The sequence below is a fragment of the Butyrivibrio sp. DSM 10294 genome, from assembly GCF_028539135.1.
Lineage (GTDB): Bacteria > Bacillota > Clostridia > Lachnospirales > Lachnospiraceae > Butyrivibrio.
This window is the reverse complement of record NZ_JANSWL010000042.1, coordinates 56,030-77,442: the sequence shown is the minus strand read 5'-3', so window position 1 is coordinate 77,442 and position 21,413 is coordinate 56,030. Positions and strand designations below refer to the sequence as shown.

The 21,413-nt window shown below is 40.7% G+C and carries 15 protein-coding genes; 3 read left to right on the top strand and 12 right to left on the bottom strand.

The features are described 5' to 3' along the window. Positions 1-52 precede the first annotated feature (52 nt). The 6 genes from NXH67_RS03505 to NXH67_RS03480 all read right to left on the bottom strand — a co-directional run bounded on the left by NXH67_RS03505 (position 53) and on the right by NXH67_RS03480 (position 12,171). A complete protein-coding gene (locus NXH67_RS03505) occupies positions 53-739 on the bottom strand; it encodes a DUF624 domain-containing protein (RefSeq protein WP_272796410.1) in 687 nt (228 codons plus the stop codon). A gap of 36 nt (positions 740-775) precedes the next feature. After that, complete coding sequence (locus tag NXH67_RS03500) at positions 776-1,621, bottom strand: carbohydrate ABC transporter permease (RefSeq protein ID WP_022779440.1); 846 nt, start codon at positions 1,619-1,621, stop codon at positions 776-778. Positions 1,622-1,637: 16 nt separating this feature from the next. Next, positions 1,638-2,561: a carbohydrate ABC transporter permease gene (locus tag NXH67_RS03495; protein WP_042258082.1), complete on the bottom strand. Its 924-nt coding sequence runs from the start codon at positions 2,559-2,561 to the stop codon at positions 1,638-1,640. A gap of 152 nt (positions 2,562-2,713) precedes the next feature. Next, positions 2,714-4,165 carry an ABC transporter substrate-binding protein gene (locus NXH67_RS03490; RefSeq protein ID WP_272796409.1) on the bottom strand — a complete coding sequence of 484 codons (1,452 nt, stop codon included), beginning with the start codon at positions 4,163-4,165 and terminating at the stop codon, positions 2,714-2,716. A gap of 52 nt (positions 4,166-4,217) precedes the next feature. Further along, positions 4,218-6,158: a glycoside hydrolase family 127 protein gene (locus NXH67_RS03485; protein WP_272796408.1), complete on the bottom strand. Its 1,941-nt coding sequence runs from the start codon at positions 6,156-6,158 to the stop codon at positions 4,218-4,220. 22 nt (positions 6,159-6,180) lie between these two features. Further along, a complete protein-coding gene (locus NXH67_RS03480) occupies positions 6,181-12,171 on the bottom strand; it encodes a DUF5695 domain-containing protein (RefSeq protein WP_272796407.1) in 5,991 nt (1,996 codons plus the stop codon). 278 nt (positions 12,172-12,449) lie between these two features. Here NXH67_RS03480 and NXH67_RS03475 point away from each other — a divergent pair, with 278 nt between their 5' ends. Further along, entirely contained in the window at positions 12,450-13,463 is a 1,014-nt protein-coding gene (locus NXH67_RS03475) for a LacI family DNA-binding transcriptional regulator (protein WP_272796430.1), read from the top strand. Between the two features lie 55 nt (positions 13,464-13,518). Here NXH67_RS03475 and NXH67_RS03470 read toward each other — a convergent pair whose 3' ends face one another. The 5 genes from NXH67_RS03470 to NXH67_RS03450 all read right to left on the bottom strand — a co-directional run bounded on the left by NXH67_RS03470 (position 13,519) and on the right by NXH67_RS03450 (position 19,735). Beyond that, positions 13,519-13,836 carry a hypothetical protein gene (locus NXH67_RS03470; RefSeq protein WP_272796406.1) on the bottom strand — a complete coding sequence of 106 codons (318 nt, stop codon included), beginning with the start codon at positions 13,834-13,836 and terminating at the stop codon, positions 13,519-13,521. Then, positions 13,837-16,908, bottom strand: a complete 3,072-nt coding sequence (locus NXH67_RS03465) for a glycoside hydrolase family 3 N-terminal domain-containing protein (protein WP_272796405.1) — start codon at positions 16,906-16,908, stop codon at positions 13,837-13,839. A 110-nt stretch (positions 16,909-17,018) separates the two neighbouring features. Then, positions 17,019-18,317: an ATP-binding protein gene (locus NXH67_RS03460; protein ID WP_022779433.1), complete on the bottom strand. Its 1,299-nt coding sequence runs from the start codon at positions 18,315-18,317 to the stop codon at positions 17,019-17,021. Then, positions 18,318-19,031 (bottom strand): LytR/AlgR family response regulator transcription factor, encoded by a 714-nt coding sequence (locus NXH67_RS03455; protein ID WP_026668803.1) that lies wholly within the window; start codon positions 19,029-19,031, stop codon positions 18,318-18,320. It abuts the gene before it with no gap. A gap of 143 nt (positions 19,032-19,174) precedes the next feature. Beyond that, a complete protein-coding gene (locus NXH67_RS03450) occupies positions 19,175-19,735 on the bottom strand; it encodes a TetR/AcrR family transcriptional regulator (protein WP_272796403.1) in 561 nt (186 codons plus the stop codon). 111 nt (positions 19,736-19,846) lie between these two features. Here NXH67_RS03450 and NXH67_RS03445 point away from each other — a divergent pair, with 111 nt between their 5' ends. Continuing rightward, the gene (locus tag NXH67_RS03445) at positions 19,847-20,389 is read left to right on the top strand and encodes a hypothetical protein (protein ID WP_272796402.1); all 543 of its coding nucleotides are present in this window, start codon (positions 19,847-19,849) and stop codon (positions 20,387-20,389) included. Between the two features lie 14 nt (positions 20,390-20,403). Beyond that, positions 20,404-20,871 carry a sugar phosphate isomerase/epimerase family protein gene (locus NXH67_RS03440; RefSeq protein ID WP_330676578.1) on the top strand — a complete coding sequence of 156 codons (468 nt, stop codon included), beginning with the start codon at positions 20,404-20,406 and terminating at the stop codon, positions 20,869-20,871. 62 nt (positions 20,872-20,933) lie between these two features. Here NXH67_RS03440 and NXH67_RS03435 read toward each other — a convergent pair whose 3' ends face one another. Beyond that, positions 20,934-21,347, bottom strand: a complete 414-nt coding sequence (locus NXH67_RS03435) for an EamA family transporter (RefSeq protein ID WP_272796401.1) — start codon at positions 21,345-21,347, stop codon at positions 20,934-20,936. Positions 21,348-21,413 lie beyond the last annotated feature (66 nt).

Genomic DNA, 21,413 nt, shown 5'->3' with positions numbered 1-21,413 from the left:
TTATTAGTTGTCAGTATAGACATCGCTCTGTTAGCTGCCAACAACTTTTTACCTAATTACCAGCTTCTTCATAAGGATCAGTAATTCTCCGCTTTATCACCGGACATATTATGCTGCAAGAGATCAAGCCATAAAAAGAATTACCAATGATCATTGGCACAAGAATTGAGTACGGCATAAGAGCAAGTATTATGAACAGATAAATTGCTGTATATAAAATAAGCTTCAGGCCGCTCTTCCACTCCAGAATAAGGAGTATGGCTGCGTTTCTAATTATTCCTGACAATCCAAGACGCAGATGAGCAGCCAATACAAAAGTCCATAATGCAAAAAGAATGCCTATGCCAAATATTGCGCAGCCGGCACACATGATGATCACATATGAAGTATTGTCAGAGACAGCTTTAAAGTTTCCCGCAAGGCTCATGAGATAATAGCCATAGAAAATGACTGCAGACTCCATGATGCCCAAGACAAGCTTTTTAATAAAGCCATCTTTAAATTCTGCAAGATAGTCCTCCAGGGTAAAGTCATAACCCTTCAGAAACATTTTGCCGGTAAAGGCGCAAAGTGCTGTCCATGCAGCCGGTATTGTGATTAGAGGAATGCAGCTTATGATAAATACTATATTTATCATGAGCAGCTTTCCCGGAAAATTAACAACAAGATATAAGATGCGGAAAAAGCCGTCCTTAGGCGGCTCTTTTTCCACATCGTTTTCTCCAAGATACCATTTCATAAAACGATTCAAGTATTTCATTTTTTCCCCTATATATTAGTTTTTCATACCGGTCAGTACTATACCTTCTACAAAGCTCTTTTGCCCAAATATATAGATTACTATACCAGGCAGAATAGTCATAAAAGTGGCTGCCATAGCCATGGGCCAGTTTGTTCCAAAAGAGCCTGTGAAATTGGTGAGTGCAATGGCAAAAGTAAACTTGCTCATACTGTTAATGTAGATTATCTGCTGGAGCATATCATTCCAAATCTGTATAAATAACATCATTCCAACAACAACTACTGCCGGCTTGATCGCAGGAACAAGAATTGTCCACAATATCCTCATGCGGCCGGCCCCATCTATTGATGCAGCTTCATCAAGATCCCTGGGGATTGTCATAAGGAACTGCCTGATCAGGAAGATGTTAAAGAATCCTCCACCTGTTAAAAACGGCAGGATCAGAGGCCAATATGTGTCACCAAGTCCAAAGAATTTTGTCCACGCAATATAAAGTGGAATCAGCGTAACCATGCCCGGAAGAAGAATTGTGCTGACACATATCTTAAATATAAGATTTTTGCCTCTAAACCTTAGTCTTGCAAAGGCGTAGCCACAAAAGATGGCAGTAATAACACCAAATGTCACAGCCGGAATGATAATTGAAAAGGTGTTTTTAAAATATGTCCAGTATTCGAAGGTCTGAAGGGTCTTGGTGTAGTTGGACCATAGCCACTCTGTTGGAATAAAGGATGGCGGATAAGCGTTGACCTGCGCAACACTCATAAGTGAAGATCTGAATATCCACCATATTGGAAGGAGTGTCAGAAATGCAAAAAATAAGGCAATCAATGTTACAACTGAGCGGTTTGCCAGTTTCCTTTTTTCTTTTCCTGTCATGTCTGCTCCCCCTTTCTCATGCTTCATCGCTAAAAATGCTATCTTTTTGAGTTACAAATAATACTATTGTAAAAATGCCTACCAGAACAAAGAATATAACTGAAAAAGCTGCTGCATATCCAAGCTTATTTTTTTCAAATCCATACATGTAGATAACATAAGATAAAAACATAGACTTCTTGGCCGGTCCGCCATTTGTAAGGGCTAGAGCCGGATTAACTACCTGCAGATGTGTGATAAGAGCAGTCAATACATTATAAAAAATAATAGGCTTGATGCATGGAATAGTTATGTTCCAGAATCTCTGCCATGAGTTGGCTCCATCTATCTGAGCAGCTTCCTTGTACACTGTAGGTACATTTTGAAGTCCTGCAAGAAATATTACTATGAGATTTCCGCTGGCCCATACTGCGATGAGAACAAGGGCCGGTATTACCTGCCTTGGACTGTCCAAAAATCTCTGGGGTGGAATCCCCAGCATTCTGAAGATGAAGTTAAAGAGTCCATAGTTCTGCTCATAAAGCCATTGCCAGCCTTTGAAAACACCTATTGCCGGTAGCAGATAGGGTATAAAGAAAATAGATCTGAAGATAGTTCTTCCAAAAATATCCATGTTTAGAATAAGTGCTATCACCAGAGAATAGATAACCGCGCCGATAACTGCCAAAAATGCATACAAAAGCGTTGCCTTTACAGCACTTGCAAAATACACATCTTTTGTAAAAATCCTAATGTAATTATCCAGACCCACAAATTCAGGGGTGGACAAACCATTATAGCTAAACAAACTAAGTACAAACACTGCTATGGTAGGAAGATAACTTATAAAGGTGATTCCAAGGAATGCCGGAATCAGGCACAAATAGGCACATCTTTCCTCTTTTCTATTATATTTGGACTGAGAAGTACGTATTTTTCTTTTGCCGGATGCTCTTTTCATACTCTTCGCCTCGCTTGTACTATATATCCCCGCAACTTCCATTGTATAATCCCTCTCCCCTGATATCAACGCCGGCGAAGACAGTTACACTGCACTTTTGACCATGTTTCAAAAGTTACATGAACTGTCTTCGCACGGCACTATATCAAATATTAATTATTTGTACTGAAAATATCATTTAACTCATCGTAATACTCATCAATTGCTTCTTTCATTGTCTGATCACCAGACCAAACAGCTGAGAATGCAGAATCCAGTGTTGCATTGAACTCATCTGTTGCGTTGATATAATACCATGCTGTTGACTGAGAATTTTCTCTTGCGTAGTCTACTACTGCACTCTTGTACATATCATGGTCAGGATAATTAGGGTTATCAATCCACTTATTTGTAAATTCATCATCTGTGTACCACTTATCAAGAATAGGCATCCATGTTCCTGCTTCAATAAGTGACCAGCTGTTTTCTTCCTGGTAGTACCACTTGAGCCATGTCATAGCTTCTTCAGGGTGCTTGGTTGTAGCAAATACCACGTTTGGTCCGCCAGTACAAATTGTAACCTTCTCCTTCATGTAAGGAAGAACGCCTACGCCATATTTAAAATCTGCAGATGGTCCAAGGAAGGTTCCTACATTCCAGGTTCCATCTGTTGCCATAACAACCTTCTTGGAACCAAGTGAGGATTCAAGTGCGTTAGCTGCGCTTGTTACAGGAGGTGCACAGTGATACACATCTGAAAGGTCTGCAATTTTCTGCAGTGCTTCTACTGTTGCATCGTCATTGATAGTACATTCCTTGCCGTCAGCACTATAATATCCGCCACCATTACTCTTTGCCCATACTTCAAGCTGCCATGGAAGAGTGTTAACTGTACAGCCGTAAACATCAACGTTTGCCGGATCAAAGTCTGGACTTAATGCGTTATTACCGTTGATATCAACTGTGAGAGTCTGAGCTATCTTAACAAATGTATCCCAGTCCCATGCACTGTCTGCACTTGCCGGAGGTGTGAAATCAGCAACATTTAATCCCTGCTTGGAACATATTTCTTCCAAAAGATCTATGTTGTACCAAAGGTTAAGTACCTCATTAGCTGCTGAATATGCCACAGGTGTTCCCTGATATTTAAAGGTTATGGAATCAAGAGGCTTGGAATCGCCTTCACCGTACATTGAGCTGATGTCTGCAAGTAATCCATTCTCTGCAAATTTTAATACTCCGGCTTCGCTCATGATGGCTGTATCAGGAAGTTCTCCTGCTGTAGCCATTGCATTTAACTTGGTTACATAGGTATCATGGTCAATCTTGATTACTTCTACTTCAATTTCATCCTGAGACTGATTGAATTTATCAGCCACCGCCTGAGTTGCAGCAGTCTCTGTCTCATTGCCCCACTGAGCATAGGTAATATGTACCTTTTCTCCAGTGCTCTCACTAGTTGAAACAGGTGTCTCTGTCTCTGTTTTAGGTGTCTCTACTGCGTTCTGCGTTGTGTCCTGCGCTTCCCCCTGTGCGCTTTGAGAACTTGCACCACAACCTGTTACCAACATTGCCGTAGTAGTAACAACAGTTAATGCCATGCTCAACAATCTTTTCTTTTGCATACTTGAAATATCCTCCTTTAGAAAATTATTTTTCAGCAGTAATGTTCTATCTTTAGATAGAAATATTCTGCCAGACTTCCATCTCTCCAATACCTCTGTTGTTCCAAAAAGCATAGGGAACAGCTCTGATCTTCACAGGCTTTTTAGTAAATCTTGCCTCTCCATAAAGGCTGCCATCTTCAATACCAACACTCTTAACCCTGTAGCCCTCATACTCTATCGCCGGTACTTCTCCCGGGAATTCTTCATAAGCTTTGCCCTTTAGCAGATTAGCATCAGTGTCCACGTAAATGTCAGATAAGTTCTGTCCATTGTCCGCCTCCTCCAGGCAATAGACCATAGGTCCATGCATTACAGCAACCTTACCTGCATCAGCCCTGACATTGTGGTCTGCTGCCACAAATTTTGGATGAACTCCCATATTAAGCTCGATTGTGTGTTTGCCACCCTCAAGAGAAATTACGGCATAATTATTTTCAGCTTCATAGGAAAGCTTTTCACCATCAAGGACTATCGTCATATCCTTGGCATAGGCAGGAACTCTTATCCTGATATCTGCAGCTTGCAGAATTGAAATACTGATATCTACTGTTCCATCTGTCAAAAGAGATGACTTAAGGTCCACAGATATTTCCTGCCCCGGATCATCTATTAAAACTGTAGATGATACAAACTGATTAATGAAAATGCCCTTTTCGTCACAGGAGTATAAATACTGTGATAAAGAAGCAAAAGTCCTTGCAAGATTGGGTGGACAACAGGCTACATTAAACCATTTCTGTCTGGTAGATTTGACATGATCCATATAGGTGTTCTCAGTACAAAACTGCGGAACCATCTCTAATGGATTTACGTAAAAGTATCTGTCCCCTTCAAGATTCATAGCTGCTAAAATAGTGTTGTACAATACTCTTTCAACAGTATCATAATAGCTTGCATTTTTCTTTAATGCAGCCATCCTTTGTCCGAACATCATCATTCCAACAGAAGCACAGGTCTCACAATAATTTGTACTGTTAGGCAGATCGTAATCTGTGGTAAAGCACTCTAAAAATCCGCTGCTACCAATTCCTCCGGTAATGTACATTCTCTTGCCTACCATGTTATCCCATAGTCTGTCACAGGCTTTTTCCATTTCTTTATCCTGCTGCCAATCAGCCAGGTCAGCCATAGCACTGTACAGGTACATTGCCCTTACGGCATGGCCTTCTGCTTCAGTTTGTTCTACCGGAGGTTTCTCTGCCTGTGCATATTTCATGGAATAGTTTCTGAACTCAGGAAAGAACTCCGGGCCTTTTCTGCCATCAATCTCATTCTGCAAATAATTGGGTGTAGTTCCCCTCTGCCTGACAAAATAATCAGCCTGCTTTAAGTACTTGTCATCCCCGGTCCACCTATAAAGCTTGATCAAAGCCAACTCAATTTCTTCATGCCCCGGAACTCCGGGAATCTGTCCTTTCTTTGTTCCAAATACCCTGCAAATAAGGTCAGCATTCCTAATTGCAATTTGAAGAAATTTCTCCTTACCGGTGGCCAGTGCATAAGCAACCGCTGCCTCAATCATATGTCCTGAGGTATATAATTCGTGTCCCTCAACCAGGTTGGTCCATTTCTTTTCCGGAGCTGTTATCTGAAAGTAAGTATTTAAATATCCGTCTTTTTCCTGAGCCTTTTCCAAAATATCGATCACCTGATCAATTTTACCTTCAAACTGAGTCCCGCTACCTATTGCAATGCAATAGGCAGCTGACTCTATCCACTTATATAGATCAGTATCAAGAAAAACTACTCCTTGCCGTTCTCCCTCCTGTAGTCCGGCAGCTATACGGAAGTTTTTGATACATCCCGTAGGATCAGTTCCTTCCAGTTCATCATTTAGAGCTTTCCACTGATGAACCAGCATGACTTCACTTACTTTATTGATATAATGCCCGAATAAAGGATCAGTGACTTTTACCTGCTGAAGTTTCAATGGCCTTATTTCTTTTTCCATGCCCAATGCCCCTTCATATTTTTTAGTTAATAAGCACTCCGTTTTCATCAAAGGTGTACTTCTTAAACCATTTTGTAATAGTTCTGCCTATTACCATATGACCTTCTGAATCAAAATAATGTCTTCCATCTTCAAGGTCAACAAAGGAACTTACTACCTTGTGTCCCTTTTTATTAAAGTAGTACTTCTCTCCTTCTACTTCATAAACTCTGCCAGTGACCTGAACGCCCTTTTCATCAAAATAATAGGTGCATGTCCACTTGGTCATAAATCCTGTGACCATTCGTCCCTCTGAGTCAAAATAGTATGTCTCTCCATCAATTGTTACGAACTGGCTTATAGCCATTGTTCCTTTTGGCTCCTTGAAGTAGCGATAAGAACCCTCTACCATCTGAAGGCCTGTGAGTTTTGTTCCATCCTCAGTAACCAGATAGTATGAACCATATTTTCTGATAAGTGTCGCCTTTACAGGCTCCTCTTTTTCCACATTTACTATCTGCCACTCATGAACACCTACTCCTGTGTTGTCACTTTCAAGTTTTGTAAATGTAGCACGGATGCCTTTTGTAGTGATGCTCTCAAATTCTGATACTGTAAAGTCATCAACAATCAGCTCTGCTGCAGATACAGTTGCAATCTTTTGCCATTTACCATCTTCATCAATAATCTCGTAGGTGATCTGAGAAGGATATTTGATTCCACCATTGTCAATCTCAGATCCGTCATACCACAGGTACATATTGGAGGTATTAAAGGTAACTTCTGTTGGCCAAAGATATGTTAAAGACTCTCTTGCAGAAGTATTTCCCCAGGTTCCCCAGTGACCATACCTGCTGTTGTAGGAATCTATTGGAAGATTACCGTCGTTAACTGCAGGAAGTGATTCCCAACCGGATGTATGTGAGGCTGACAGCTGTGCGATAAATGCAAGGTTATCGCCCTCAACCTTGAGATTTGCAAATGCAGAAGCCATAGCTTCATCAGCTGCTCTTAGTTCTGTATCACTTACATCTTCTTTCTTGAGGAGTTCTTCTGCAGCAGCTATAGCAGCTGTAAGACCATCAAAGCCTTCTATTACATGTGTCTTTTTTACCAGCTTATAAGCCTTGATATCATCTTTCAGTGCCTGCTTGGCCGCTGAAAGCGCATCTCCATATCCGTAAACCTTCCATTCGATAACGCCACTGCCAAGGTTCTGTGGATTCATGATCATCCTGATTGCTGTAGTCTTGACAGGATCAAATGTGGTCCTGTTATACTTGTTTAGCTCAACTCCAAGCCCCTCAACGCCTGTGAAATTCTTCCATGTTACTCCATCAGCATCAAGATAATAGTAATTAACTGATGCAGGATTGAAGTTTCCATTTCCATCTCTGAAATAATAAGCGTCAGTTCCTGTAAGTATCTGTTCCTCTTCCCAAGTGTACTGTACCCATGCCTGTGCGCCATTATTGCCGCCCCAGTTGTGCCAAGCGCCATGGCTTGTATCTCTACTGGAGGTTGGCTCGTAGCCGTCGTTAAGTGTCGGACATCCGCCAAGATCATTTCTATTCTCGTAAATAGCAGAAGGCACTGCATTTTCAGCCAGATTTACAAGGCTTCCATTTACAACCATTACTGTTAATGTGGCTGTTACATCATATCCTGCTACCCGGCCGGTTACTGTAAATACTCCAGCCTTGCTATATTTCTCAGGATCAATTTCAGCCCATGTAACATCTGCTTTTTCAAACAAGCCGTTTGAATAAAGAACCTGCACCTGTGTAGGCAGCTTAGGTGCCTTTCCTACCGGTGTGACCACATCTCCTGCTATTGCGGAAGTTATAGTAACTTCTTCACCGGTTCCAAAAATTTCAAGTGCTATCTGAGAATCCAGTGCTACAGAATAGATTCTGAAATTATCTATAATTCCATCAAAGTATGGATCTGTCTGATTTGTTCCTCTTCCAATGTAATCTGACTGATTAGAGGAAAGCTGTCCCAGTGTAAGTGTGCAAGGCTCACTGAGCTTTTCATAGCCGTCCACGTAAACAACTGCTGTCTGTCCATCAAGTGTAAGTGCTACATTCTTCCAGAAATCCTTGGATATAGCCACTCCTGTCTTGTAGGCTGTTCCATTTATTGAAAGAACAAGTTCATTTCCATTTTCAAAAGAAATAGCAATCTTTTTGCCTGCATTATCATCAAGGCTAAATACCTTGGCCCCATTACCTTGAGATGCGTTGAGCTTAATATCAGCACTTATGGTGCTTTCATTAAGTCTCTTGAAAAGGCTCTCATCAAGTCTTACATAACCACTTGAATTGCTTCCGTTTACACTAAGCCCTTTAGTATCATCTTTTCCATTACCTGTAGCAAAGTTTCCAACTGCCTCGGCAGCCTTGCCTCCTTCAACTTCGTTTAATATCTTTTTGCCACTTATATTGTCAAAGGTATACTCTGCTATAAGCTCAGGAAGCTGATTATCATCTGTTACAGTAACCACTACGCTGTCTGACTCTCCTGTAGAAGCGGTAAGTGTAAACTCATAAGCGCCAGCCTTACTAAAGATTACATAAGTGCTGAGATTATCAGGTGTTGCAAGAATTGCACTTCCATCCTCCGGAGATGCAGTAACAGTCCATGTTCCAGAAATCTTATTAGCTGCATTACTGCTATCTGTTATAGTTCCTGCAAGCTTTACTTCGTCATAGATATCAGCTGTGAAATCTTTACCTGCATTTACTACCACGCTGCCTTCAAAGGCTCCGGCTACTACCTGTACTTCCTGAAGCTGTGCCCCCGATAGCCGTACAGGCACTGTAACTTCTTCCTTTGAAGAATTAACTATAAATCCGCACTGAGCTTCTCCATCAACCAGAAGTGTGTAGGCCCCTTCGTTTAAACCATATAGAGTAACTTCTGAAGTGTGACCTGTTTCCTCGAGGTTTTTGATGGTAAAAGAAAGAGCGTCTTTGCTGTCACTTATGGTTGCGGTAGTATACTGATCTCTTTCAAGTTCCAGATATAATTCTTCATTTATAAGATTAAGCTTTGTATAAAGACCATCGAGTGGTATTACTACATACTGACCGTTATTCTCAGATACTTCACAGCCATATCCAAAGAGTCCAAATATAGGATCCTCAGCAACGTCTGATGAAAGAATCTGTACAGCACCAAATAATCCCAGGTCAGCCTCTCCTGTCATCTGTCTCCAGCCATTATGGAGTTTTCCACCGCCAGTTCCCTGTCCGCCCAGATTACCCATCTCAGCCTGATAGGTCCAAGCTGCGGCACCAATGTTCTCAGAATCTGCATCTATCTGTCCTGAATTGATACAGGTCAGATTTCCAAGCTTGGCTGCATAGCTAAGTCTCTGAGCCTCTGCCTTTTCTTCACCAGAAAGGCCATTGTTCTGATAACGGATATAGTCATCCATACAGAATCCAACCAGGGACATAGAGTATTGGAACTGCCACCAGTTCTCACCGCAGTTAGTTACAGGAACACTATATTCGTACCATATAGGCTGAGTTCCTCTGCAGGCTCTTGTCTTAAGGTCAATAGCTGACAACATTCTTTCTGCATTAGTTGTATCTTTTCCCGCCTCGAGCTGCATCTTGGCCAGAACGTAAACGGCTTCTTCACCTGTATTGTCGTATGAGTACTCAGAACCATAAGGATATCTCTGGCGTTTGAAGCTGTTATATTTTTCGTTCATTATTGCTTCTACATTACGTGCCTGAGTTTCAAAGCCTTCTGCTCTGAGAGCATCTATGATTGCCGGTGTTGTGCTCTCTCCCATAACACCAGTGCTCCAGTTATAGGCTACACCGTTCCCGTAATACAGAGCGTATAGAATGTTATAGGCCCTTAAAAGATATGTATCAGGTGTTTCCTTATAGTCCACAAGATCCGGATACTTGCTGGCTATCTTGTACATCATGAAATAGGTGTTATAAATATGAGGGTAAGCATATCCTCTATAAGTAGGTGATGCGTTTGGCTCATTCATTAGGAAGTCATGTACCAGATAGTCATTATGATGTTCCTGCATGAGACCATTCCAAATAGCTTTATCAAGATATTCATCAAGTGCTTCTACTTCAGATGCCTTGGGCTGATATACATTCTTTTCAGCAAGGAACGTTCCATGGGTTAATCCCCAGTCATCTCCCCAGCCCCAATAGCTCATATTAAAGTAGTCACGCTCTACATTGTTTCTGGTAGTCTTCTGATCCATCATCCAGTCATCAAAGACTTTATCTCCGGTCTGCCCCGGAAGATCAAGCTGTGTCTTGTCAACCATGAAAGTTGAATGAGTTTCCAGCGCCCCGTCTATGTCATCCATGATGTAGAACTGGAAGGTTGTCTTTTTATCCTGCCAGCTTACTGTAACGTTATGGTGGCCAAGATCGTAAAACTTAAGATCATATACGTGATACTGCTCACCGTCTTTTTCTACCGTCCTTTCATAGGTCATTGTTGCATCGCCCTGATGAGGAAGGGTTGAACTTACAGTAGAGGCGTGCCCTGCAAAAAGATCAAGCTGATCCGGGCACTTGATATCTATAGAAATATCCTCCGGATCTATTGTCGTGTGAAGATACATTTTGGCCGGCATATTTCTTGCAAAAGTCATGCCCGGAACAGCTACCGCATCAATAATCCCTTCGTTGTAAAGGGCTGATCCAAGGGACTCCTGATTTGGAACTGCACTGAAGTTAAAGGTGTAGTTCTTTTCCTCTCCCTGCCCAAGGGTAAGACTGGTATTAGGCAGGTATCCCCGGTTAGTCTTTTTGATATTATCAGAATGAATGTAAAAGACATTAAGTCCGTTCTGCCATCCTGACTGATCCTGACACCACGCAGCTTCATAGCTTTCACGCTCATTAGTGCGCCAGTGATCCTGATACTCAAATCCTGCATCAGTATTCTGGTCTGGTGTCATCAGAAGGAATCTTCCCGCTCCGCTTGGCCTTGTTACATAAATGTAAGAACCATTCTGTCCCACAAAGCTGTGATCAACGGATCTTGTCTCATAAATCTGATCTCCTCTTGTCCAGAACTCATTGAAAGGAAGAGGAAGTCCCAGATCGCCTACGATAATATCATCGCCTGTGATGTTCTTTAAACTGATGTCCCACTTTAGTTTCTCTCCTACCAGCTGATAGGTTTCAACAATAAGGAGGTCATTGATCTCTTTTGTGGAAACGCTACTATCAAGGGAAGGATCATAGACTACAGTGATCTTTTTCTGCTCATTGTCGACAAAAATTTTACGAATGTCACCAGAATTGGCTGTTCTCTCATCCCTATAGTTTCTGCCGTCGCCACTCTTTGTTGCCAGCATCAGCTCTCCAAGCCATTCATGACCTGATGTATTCTGAGAAGGAGTGTTACTCTCGTTCATTACATAGTTTGTATCAAACTCATCTCCAACCAGCTTAAGAGTTGTGATCTGGCCATACTTGCCTACTGAAACCTGGAAGTATTCATTAGAAATTGTTCCACCGTTTTCTGATAGTTCGCCATCAAAGTTCTCGGCAAGTTTCCTTGCTCCAAACACCTCCTGATCTGCAGAATTCTCAGTTGATGCACTGTCTGTAGCTTCTTGTGATGATAATTCTGTAGATGCATCTGTTGACTCTTCAGCCGATGCGCTGTCGGATGATGCTTCTGATGAAGCCTCTGATGATGCATTGCCTGACGCATTGTTTGACGCATTATCTTCAGCCTCCTCGGTTGATGAGTTACCTGCTGCCTCATTTGATGCATCCCCAGGTTCTTCTGTTCTTTCTTCTGTTGTCTCTTGTGATGATTCTTTTGATGATTCGTCAGATTGTCTGTCTGTCGATCCTACAGATAATTCTTCAGATGCCTCATCAGCTGCGCTTGCAATCGTGGTCAGATTCCCCTGATCCGCAGCGATTACCCCAATAGCCATCTGTGACACAAGCATTCCGGCTGAAAGGATTGCTGCAAGGCATTTTGCGCCACGTTTTTTACCCACACGAACTTTTTCCCCCATTTTTTTCCTCCTTCTAGTTGTGTGCAAAGTTAACGTTTTCCCTTTTCATATTTAAAGCTGTAGTCCTCGCTACAACTCATGATACTCATTTAACTCATCCCCCAATTTCATTTAAGGTAAACGTTTACCTTAATTTGGATTTTATATTGTTGCATTATATATGTAAATAGCAATTTTCAATAATATTGCGAGCAATTTTTTGGTTGTTTTTAATTAAGAAAACGTTTACCATTATCTTGTAATTAGTATTTTGGAAGTGAGGACGAACTGTGTCTAATATGAAGGACATCGCCAAAAAAGCCCAGGTATCTGTCGCAACAGTATCCAAGGTTTTAAATGGCACCGGAAATATAAGTGAAGAGACCACCAGGAAAATTCTGGAAATTGCTGAGGAGCTTAATTATCATCCCAACCTCTATGCCAGAAATCTAAAAACCGGTTTCAGCAGGACAATTGGGATCCTTGCAGAGGACCTTACCGTATTCAACACTCCTCCAATAATAGACGGCATCGGAGCCTGTTGTGAAGAGAAGGGTTATCGTTATCTCTTGGAAAATCTTCGCATAAACACTCTTGGTATTGATCCTGACAATGACAAGGATAGATACTCAGAAATCAAAAACAATGCAGTTTCACACATGAGTTCCATGCAGGTTGATGGAATTATTTATCTTGGCTGCCATTCTCACAGAGTAGTACCAAGCATATTTGAAATCAATATTCCTTTCGTATGCGCTTACTGCATTTCTCCATCCCTTGCGATTCCTTCTGTTTTGTATGATGATCAGCACGCCGCCTATGAAGCAGTTTCTCTTCTGATCAAAAAAGGGCACAAAAAAATAGCCACCATAACCGGCAAAGTAAGCAGTGTTCACACCAGATGGCGACTAACAGGTTATCAGGAATCCTTATATGATCATAACATCCCCTACAATCCCGGGTATGTAGTAAATGGTGATTGGTCAAGAGACAGTGGCTACAACGCCACCAAGAAACTTATCAAGCAGCATGTGACTGCTATTTTTTCCCATAACGATGAAATGGCCATGGGCGTAATAGATGCCTGCAATGATGCCGGGATTCAGGTTGGCAAGGATATTGCACTTATTGGCTTTGATAACAGGGAATTATCAACAGTGTGTCGTCCAACACTCACAACTGTTGAACCCCCTCTTTTTGATATCGGCTACAAATCAGCCGAAGGCTTGATTTCAAAAATTGAACATAAAGAAGACATCCTGCGAGGCGAAGTGCGACTTCCTTGCAGGATAATAGAAAGAGATTCTACCTGATTGGCAGAATCTCTTTTTTTCACTCCGCTCTTCCTACTACTTCCGCATTTTTACCTTATCTTTTCTTATAAAGAACAAGTTCTGGATTTGCACCCTCTGCCTCATATGTGCATACCATTATGAAATCCATATTTGCAAAAATCCCGAAACATCTGTCTCCACCAAACTCTGACTCAAGCTGGTTACCAAGATATGTAACATTGTCGTCCAAAAATTTAACCTTGGCTCCGTTTGGTAATGGATATTCAAGTATAACTTGCTCAAGGAAAACCTGTAACCACTGTATAAACTGCATTTTTAACTGCTGCCAAAGCGCATCAAAATACCACCAGCCTGACCGGGACTGGTGGTATTTTTCTATGTTATCTATCAATTAGGTATTGCCTTGTTTTGCGGCCTTTTTCTCAGCTTTTTCCTTAAGCTTTGCGAGCTTTTTAGCTGTAGGCTTGTAAAGCCTGAATATCTTATAGATCTGAAGAACAATCAGCAGCACGCATACAACAGTTACAATTCTCACCAAATGATCAGTAGTTCTTGTGCCGTCCTTGATAACTGTTCCGGGCATGGCGCCATTCATGGCCTTACTGTTGACTACAGTATAAAGAGTATGATGCATTGCTTCTCTTGCGTAATAATATGTTGCAGGATCATTTTTATCAAAGTTATATCTGGCTGCAGAAGGAAGCGATGTAAGTTTCACATCTCCACCCGCTTCAGTCATCTGATAGCCGTCCATGAAGACACCTGTATTAGCATTATCTGTCATAACAAGGCCATCAAAATCCCATTCATTTCGCAGAATTCCGGTAAGCAGACCATAATCTCCTCCGGCCCATGTAGCACCAACTCTGTTAAAAGAGGTCATGACTGCCTGCGAAGCTCTTATCTCTTTAGAAGCCTTCTTATAACTTCCATCTTCCTGCTTCTCAACGTAATTAAGAGTCACGTTTCCGGCTTTCATTGTCATTTCAAAAGGAACAAGGTAAATCTCTCTGGCAGCCTGCTCATTTAACCACGTTGCAATACTGTACTGGCCATCCCTGTCTCCACGGTGATTTTCCTGATCATTGAATGCAAAATGTTTAATGTAAGTATACATACCCTTGGAAGCAGCTCCGTATGCTGCATTTGAGCCAACTACGCCTGAAAGGAAGGCGTCTTCTGAATAATACTCACCATTTCTTCCGGAGAAAGGAGTTCTGTGTATATTCATTGAAGGAGCATACCATCCGTCTGCGCCGCCAAGAAGTCCCTCATTACCTATCATCGTTCCAAACTCAAGAGCCAAGGCAGGGTTCCAACATTGTGCCAGTGTCATTGCATTCGGGAACATAGCCCCGGTTCCGCCATAGATAAGACCTGCCGCTGTATCCGCATCTATGTTATATGGCTTCTCTATAGATTTAATATATTCGATTCCATATCCACTTACACCGATGGCATTATAAATTTCCTCAGCTGTAAGTTCATCCAAAAGATCATCCCATAATGGATCATCATAATCGAGGCCTCTGAGGTCGATGAGCTTAAGTCCATTATCAGCACCGTATACAATCTTAGTCTCTGAAAGTGATGCCTTATCTACCGTCGTTCCCGAATCAAAACTGTCAAGCTGTGCTATAAGTTCTTCTGAAGCAGTCTTTGTATACGTATAAGATACTCCGTCACTTCCATTTATCTCATTTCCCCATGTGCTTATCTGAGCACTTGGTACTCCATCATGTGTTGGGAAAGTACCTGTCCAGTCACTTCTTGTAAGATAGGTATTCTCACCTCTTGCATCATCAAGTCTGTTAGTAATATCTACACCTGAGTAGCTGTCTTTTGCATAAGTAACTGTATCTACATCTGCATTATCAGGAGTATACAGGCTTACAAAAGAAATATCTCCGCCCTTAGTCACATTCTCTGAAGACAAGCCTGATGTGCTGACAAGAGCTGATGATACATCTTTTGCCGCAAGAATATTGTTTATAGCTGCGTGAGCGTTCTTTGCAGCTGTGATGTAATAATCGCCTGCGTCAAAAATATATGTCTTTGCATTGCTTGAATCATAGGCTTTAAGCTGTGCCTTATCAAACGAAAGCTTTACTGTCTCGCTTTCCCCCGGAGCAAGTTCCCCAGTCTTTTCATAAGCCACGAGCTGAACAGATGATTTTTCCACACCATTATCAATGTCATACTGAGTATATGGACTTTGAGCGTAGATCTCTACAACATCCTTACCGGATACAGATCCTGTATTCTTAACGTTTACTGTGATATTACATGTATCATCACTCCAGGAAACATCCATGTCTGACCACTCAAATGTTGTATATGAAAGTCCATATCCAAAAGGATAAACAACCTCAGATGTGTAATCATAATCACTGGCATTTCCCTGTTTTAAAACAACATCCTCATATCTGGTTTCGTAATACTTGTAACCTACGTAGATACCTTCTTCATATGTAACATAATTGTACTTGGTCAGATTCCCGTTTGAGTCTGAATACTGATAGTCACCAAAGTTCATAGCAGAAGGTGAAGAAAGAGGATCTGAAGCAAATGTATCAACAGTCCTTCCTGATGGGTTCACCTGTCCTGTCAAAATGTATGGCAGTGACTCTATTGCTGTAGCTGAGATAACTGCTTTTATGTTAGGAAAATTCTTAATGAAATCAAAATCAAGCGCTGCATTTGAATTGCTGACAAGAATAATCTCATCAAAATTCTCATTCAGATATGACAGAATCTCAAGTTCAGTGCTGTCGGGCTCAAGATATGTCCTTGCCTTATCCTCTTCAGAAGATGCATGGCTGTACATGGATCTTGGCATGTCTCTTCCTTCGCCTGCTACTCTCTTAAGAAAATATACTGGCACAGTTCCTTTTACCGAATCCATTACTGATCCATTTTCAAGAAGTACTGAAAGCGGCACCTCGTTGATACTGAAATCCTCTGCATCACCATATGATATTGAGCCGCTGCCAAGTCCATAGTTCTTGGACTGTTCCTTATAAAATTCAAATAATTCTGTATTTAACGCCACTCCCGCATTACTGAAAATGTCTTTAAGACTTCTTCCGCCAGTCATTGAATCATTAGCAGTAACAGTCGCTGAATTAACACTAAAAAAGCTAAAGACTGAATCTGCTGCTTTAGGAAGTGCACTTTCTTCATTACTCAAAAGAATCGTGCCCTCATCAGCAATCCTCTGATGAAGCTCTGCTTCTGCCTCCTTGATTGAATCTTTTGTATAATCCGCTTTGTTATACTCAAGATCAAGTCCCTTAGTATCGACCTTGGAATTGTCCTTCTTCGTATTAATACCACCTATCATACTGTCAACCATTCTCGCATAGTTTGGTAAAATGCTATTTAACGCAACTATGATCATGGCCAAAAATACTATCAGAATGCTGCGTATGATTGTTCCGACTATTTTTCTTCCTTTACTCATAACCCTCTCCTTTAAAAAATGCGCGTTTTCTGTGCTATGAGATTATCATTTTGCAAATAAAAAAAGCAGGTTTTGTCATATCCTGCTTTTTCTTTGTCAAATCCGGTAATTCAGTTGCCATTTTCTGTAAAAATCAGCCTGAGAAGATATTTGTTATTATCGGTCTTTATTATCATCTGGCCTTTGTATTTTTCAGTGATTGCCTTAATGCTGCCGCTTCCAAAGCCGTGACTTATTTTATCCTCTTTTGATGTCTCCGGAACATCCCCATTCATCTTTATATCCCCTTCATATGGGTTAATAATTTCAACAAGAACAATTCCTTTTTTGTCCTGTATCTGAACAGAAATCCAGCGCCTAGCTGTATCCGCTATCTTCTCGTTTGCTTCAATCGCGTTATCAAGGGCATTCCCCATCAGCGTATAAAGATCTATCTCATCCATAAAAGAAAGCTGTGAACCATCTGCGATACAACTCATCTGAATATGCTTACTATGGCAGATCAGTTTTTTCTCTGTAAGAACCGTATCCAGATACTCATTTCCTGTTCTGACAACTGCATCATACACCGCTATATCATTTTCCATCTCAGATAGAATCCCACGCCGCTTCTCATCATCTTCCATACTAGCCAGCGCACTTATCTGATGTTTCATATCATGATAATGCTGGTTTACGATAGCCATGGCATCTTTTGAAATCTCATATCTTGCCTGAGTATCCTTCCAAATCTGCTCCTTGACCTTAAACTCCGCCCTTTCATTCTCCCTGATAAGCTGCGCACGCTGGTTAGAAAGTATAAAAATGCAGCTCAAGATCGCATAAATGCAATGAAGATAAGTAAATCCAAAAATCCCCGATACCAGACTAAGAAGCCATACAATAAGCAGAATTCCGATAGTTGCCGAAGTAGCAGTAACCGTCTCAACATAAAACCTGCCATTTTTCACCGTTCCCTTGGCAAACCAATAGTAAGCCAAAAGAAATGAACCAATGAGACACGCCATGTATATAACAGGCTGATCTGCCAGGATTTTACCATTTGAAACATACTCAACTAACGTCCTTATGCAATAAAAGATATGTTCTATGGAATAACCAACTGCAAAAATGTATACAGCCTCATATAACGTTACCTCGGTCCACAAATATATTGAGGCCACAACAAAAAACCACGAAACTATGAACCATCCGACAGTAAAAGCATATCCTGCCATCCCGGTTATGATCTCTGTTCCGGCATAGCCAACATTTTTTGCCGCCAAAATCATAGCATAGCTAAAAATCTGACTTACAGCAATGCAACATATTGCCTTTATAAGTCCATTTTTTCTTTTTCCAATTACTATGCAGAGCCCAATAGTTGGCATCAGCATCTCCAGCAGATATCTGAAATTGAATCCGTCCATCTATATTTCCGCTCCTACATACTGCGCAAATGCAGCCAAAAAATTCTTTTTCTGACTCCTGCTTAAGTAAATATCCTCACCATGAACCCGTACTATGTCTCCATTTATCTGATCAACATATTTAAGATTAACCAGCTGAGACTGGCCCGCTTTTACAAAATTATAGTCCGATAATTCTTCTGCCATTGCGGTAAGAGTGCTTCGCTTGTGCTCCAAAGTACCAAGACTGCAATGAACAAATACATCATGCGCCACTACCTCGATGTAATAAATATCACTGACAGACACTTTCCGCTTCGCACCATCATCAAGAACAATAAGTGTCTTATCTTTCCGAAACTTATCAGATGTTTTCAGCACCCGGTCCATTGTAACGACAAGCTGCTCATATACAACCGGCTTTAATATAAAATCCAAAGCATTAACCTTATAGCCTTCTATCGCATACTGAGCAAGTGCAGTTATGAAGACTATGATCACATCAGGATCTAATTCTCTTATCTTTTTCGCTGTTGTCATACCATCCTGATGTTTCATATGTATATCAAGAAAGATAAGATCATAATCCGATGTATAGTCATCCAGTATATCTATACCATCATAAAAGGTTCTTACAATAAAACTATCGTTATGGTCTTTTTCATATCTGCTAAGGTACTCAACAAGACTTGCCTGGTATTCTTTTTCATCCTCTACGATTGCAATCCTAAGCATATTTCTTCCTCGATCCGTAATCGAATCTCACATCATCACTTCTTGTTCAGCCTGTACCCCACAATAGCGCCAGTAATACCGCCTAAAACATGCGACAGATTGGAAATGTTATCCTGCAGGAACAGCCCTTCATTTACGACAATTCATATTCCTATTAATCTTCCAGATGCATTTAATATTAAACTGCACATTTTCTGACAGCTAAGGCTGCATCCATCAGATATCCAGTCACTTATCATTTTGACACTTCCGTGTAAAACATAGGAGGACAGATATTTTTTTTCATATTCTGTGATAGATGAATTACGCATAGATGCCAGCACAAATTTATTAAAATCCGGTAGTAATGAGCTTATATCTGATATAGGATTTAAGTTATCTTTTCCCAGAAATAAGATAAAAAAATCCGCATTGTCTTTTATGAACTGAAGTGCATTTACCAAATCATCAGCTATTTTCCGATCCTCGGCTAAATTCTCCATAAGCAGAGCGGTTGTTTTAGATATATATATTGAAGCAATTTCGTTTAACACGTCATATTGACTGCCATAATATTTATAAAAAGTTGTCCTGTTTATGCCGGCTGTCATACATAATTCCTTTATAGTTATCTTTTCTATAGTGATATTTTCAAGCATTTGTATAAGGGAATTTCTTATACGCTCTTTTGTATGTAAAATCTTGGTCTCTCCTGAGGCAGTCATTGATACTCCTTTTCTGAAATCAACAGAAGTAAAATATTTGTCGGTTGAAATCAACACATGATGATTATATTATAAGCAAAAATAAACCGAAAGGAAATATAAGTATCTAAAATGAGAAAGTTAAAGGAAAAAAAGCCGCTGATATTCACCGTCTTAATTGCCGTGTTGTGCATGATTATTGCCTTTTTGATAAGAAATATATATCTAAATGCCACAGCAGGACCTTATGAAGTTACAAGAAAAGAAATAGCTGATTATTTCAGTGCACAGCTTAATACTCAGGAGAATACTGTAAAAAAAGGTGTGCAGCAGATTATGCTCGGTACAGTATCAGATAATTACGACACTACGCTTGACGCTTTGAAACATGTTAAGGCTGCCGGATATGATTATATAGAGATAAATGATTTCATGATAGAAAAATCTTCTTTTATAGTAAAGCTTTTGACAAAATTTGGTGGAATGGACATAGGAAACAGCGGTAATCAGGATTGGCATACGCTTATTTATGAGAGCGGGCTCAAGGTAAGCAGTATGCATTCAAATCTCGGTGCAATAGAAGCAGATCCTGAGAAAGTTGCGAATCTTGCAAAAAGCTATGGCACAGACGTAGTTGTTATAACAGGAATGTACAGGTTTGATATAGCGATTTAAACGAGGTTGAGAATCTGGCAGAGCGGTTAAATACTGCAGGAAAAGCTCTGAAAGAACACGGCGTAAAGCTTTTATATCATAATCACAACTGTGAATTGCAGAAGGTTTCAACGAATAAGACAGCTTATGATGTGATTATAGAAAACACTGACGGTGAATATGTGAATTTTGAGCTGGACACATATTGGATGACTGACGGAGGAGCTGACGTCTATCCAATAATAGAAAAGCTCGGTTCACGTCTTAAGTACTGGCATATTAATGACAGAGGAAACACTCAAAAAGGACCATATATGACACCCATCCTTAAAGAAAAGGCCACAGAGCTTGGAAAAGGCAATATGAATCTTAAGTGCCTTTCTGAAGTCATAAAGGAAAAGGGTGTTATGGCAGTTATTTTGGAAACTCACATGAACTGGATTGACAATGATCCGGTAAAGAGTATCGAAGTAAGTTCCGAATTCATGAATAAATATTTTTAAACGTGGTTGAGATGAGGAAGATAATGCTATGCGCAATGTCTCCAATGATGCATGCCTGAATATTATATTACCATCAGCAGCGTCCCCGCTCCGATCAGGATGCATCCCATAATTGACTTTGCAGTAAACTGCTCATGCAGGAACACAAATGCCAGAACCAGAGTGATCACCACGCTGAGTTTGTCTATAGGTACTACTTTAGAAGCTTCTCCCAACTGTAATGCTTTGTAATAACATAACCACGAAGCACCCGTAGCCAGACCTGAGAGAATAAGAAATATCCAGCTTCTTTTGCTGATCGTCGATAACCCGCTCTGTGCATGAGTTATGAATACCATAATCCAGGCCATTCCAACCACTACCACGGTTCGGATGGCCGTAGCCAGATTAGAATCCACTCCTTCGATTCCTATCTTAGCCAATATTGAGGTTAATGCAGCAAATACTGCAGATAACAATGCAAATATGATCCACATATATCTAAAACCTCCCCATCTATATTTCATTCCGACAATTAAAGTTTCAAAATATCCGGGCACTAT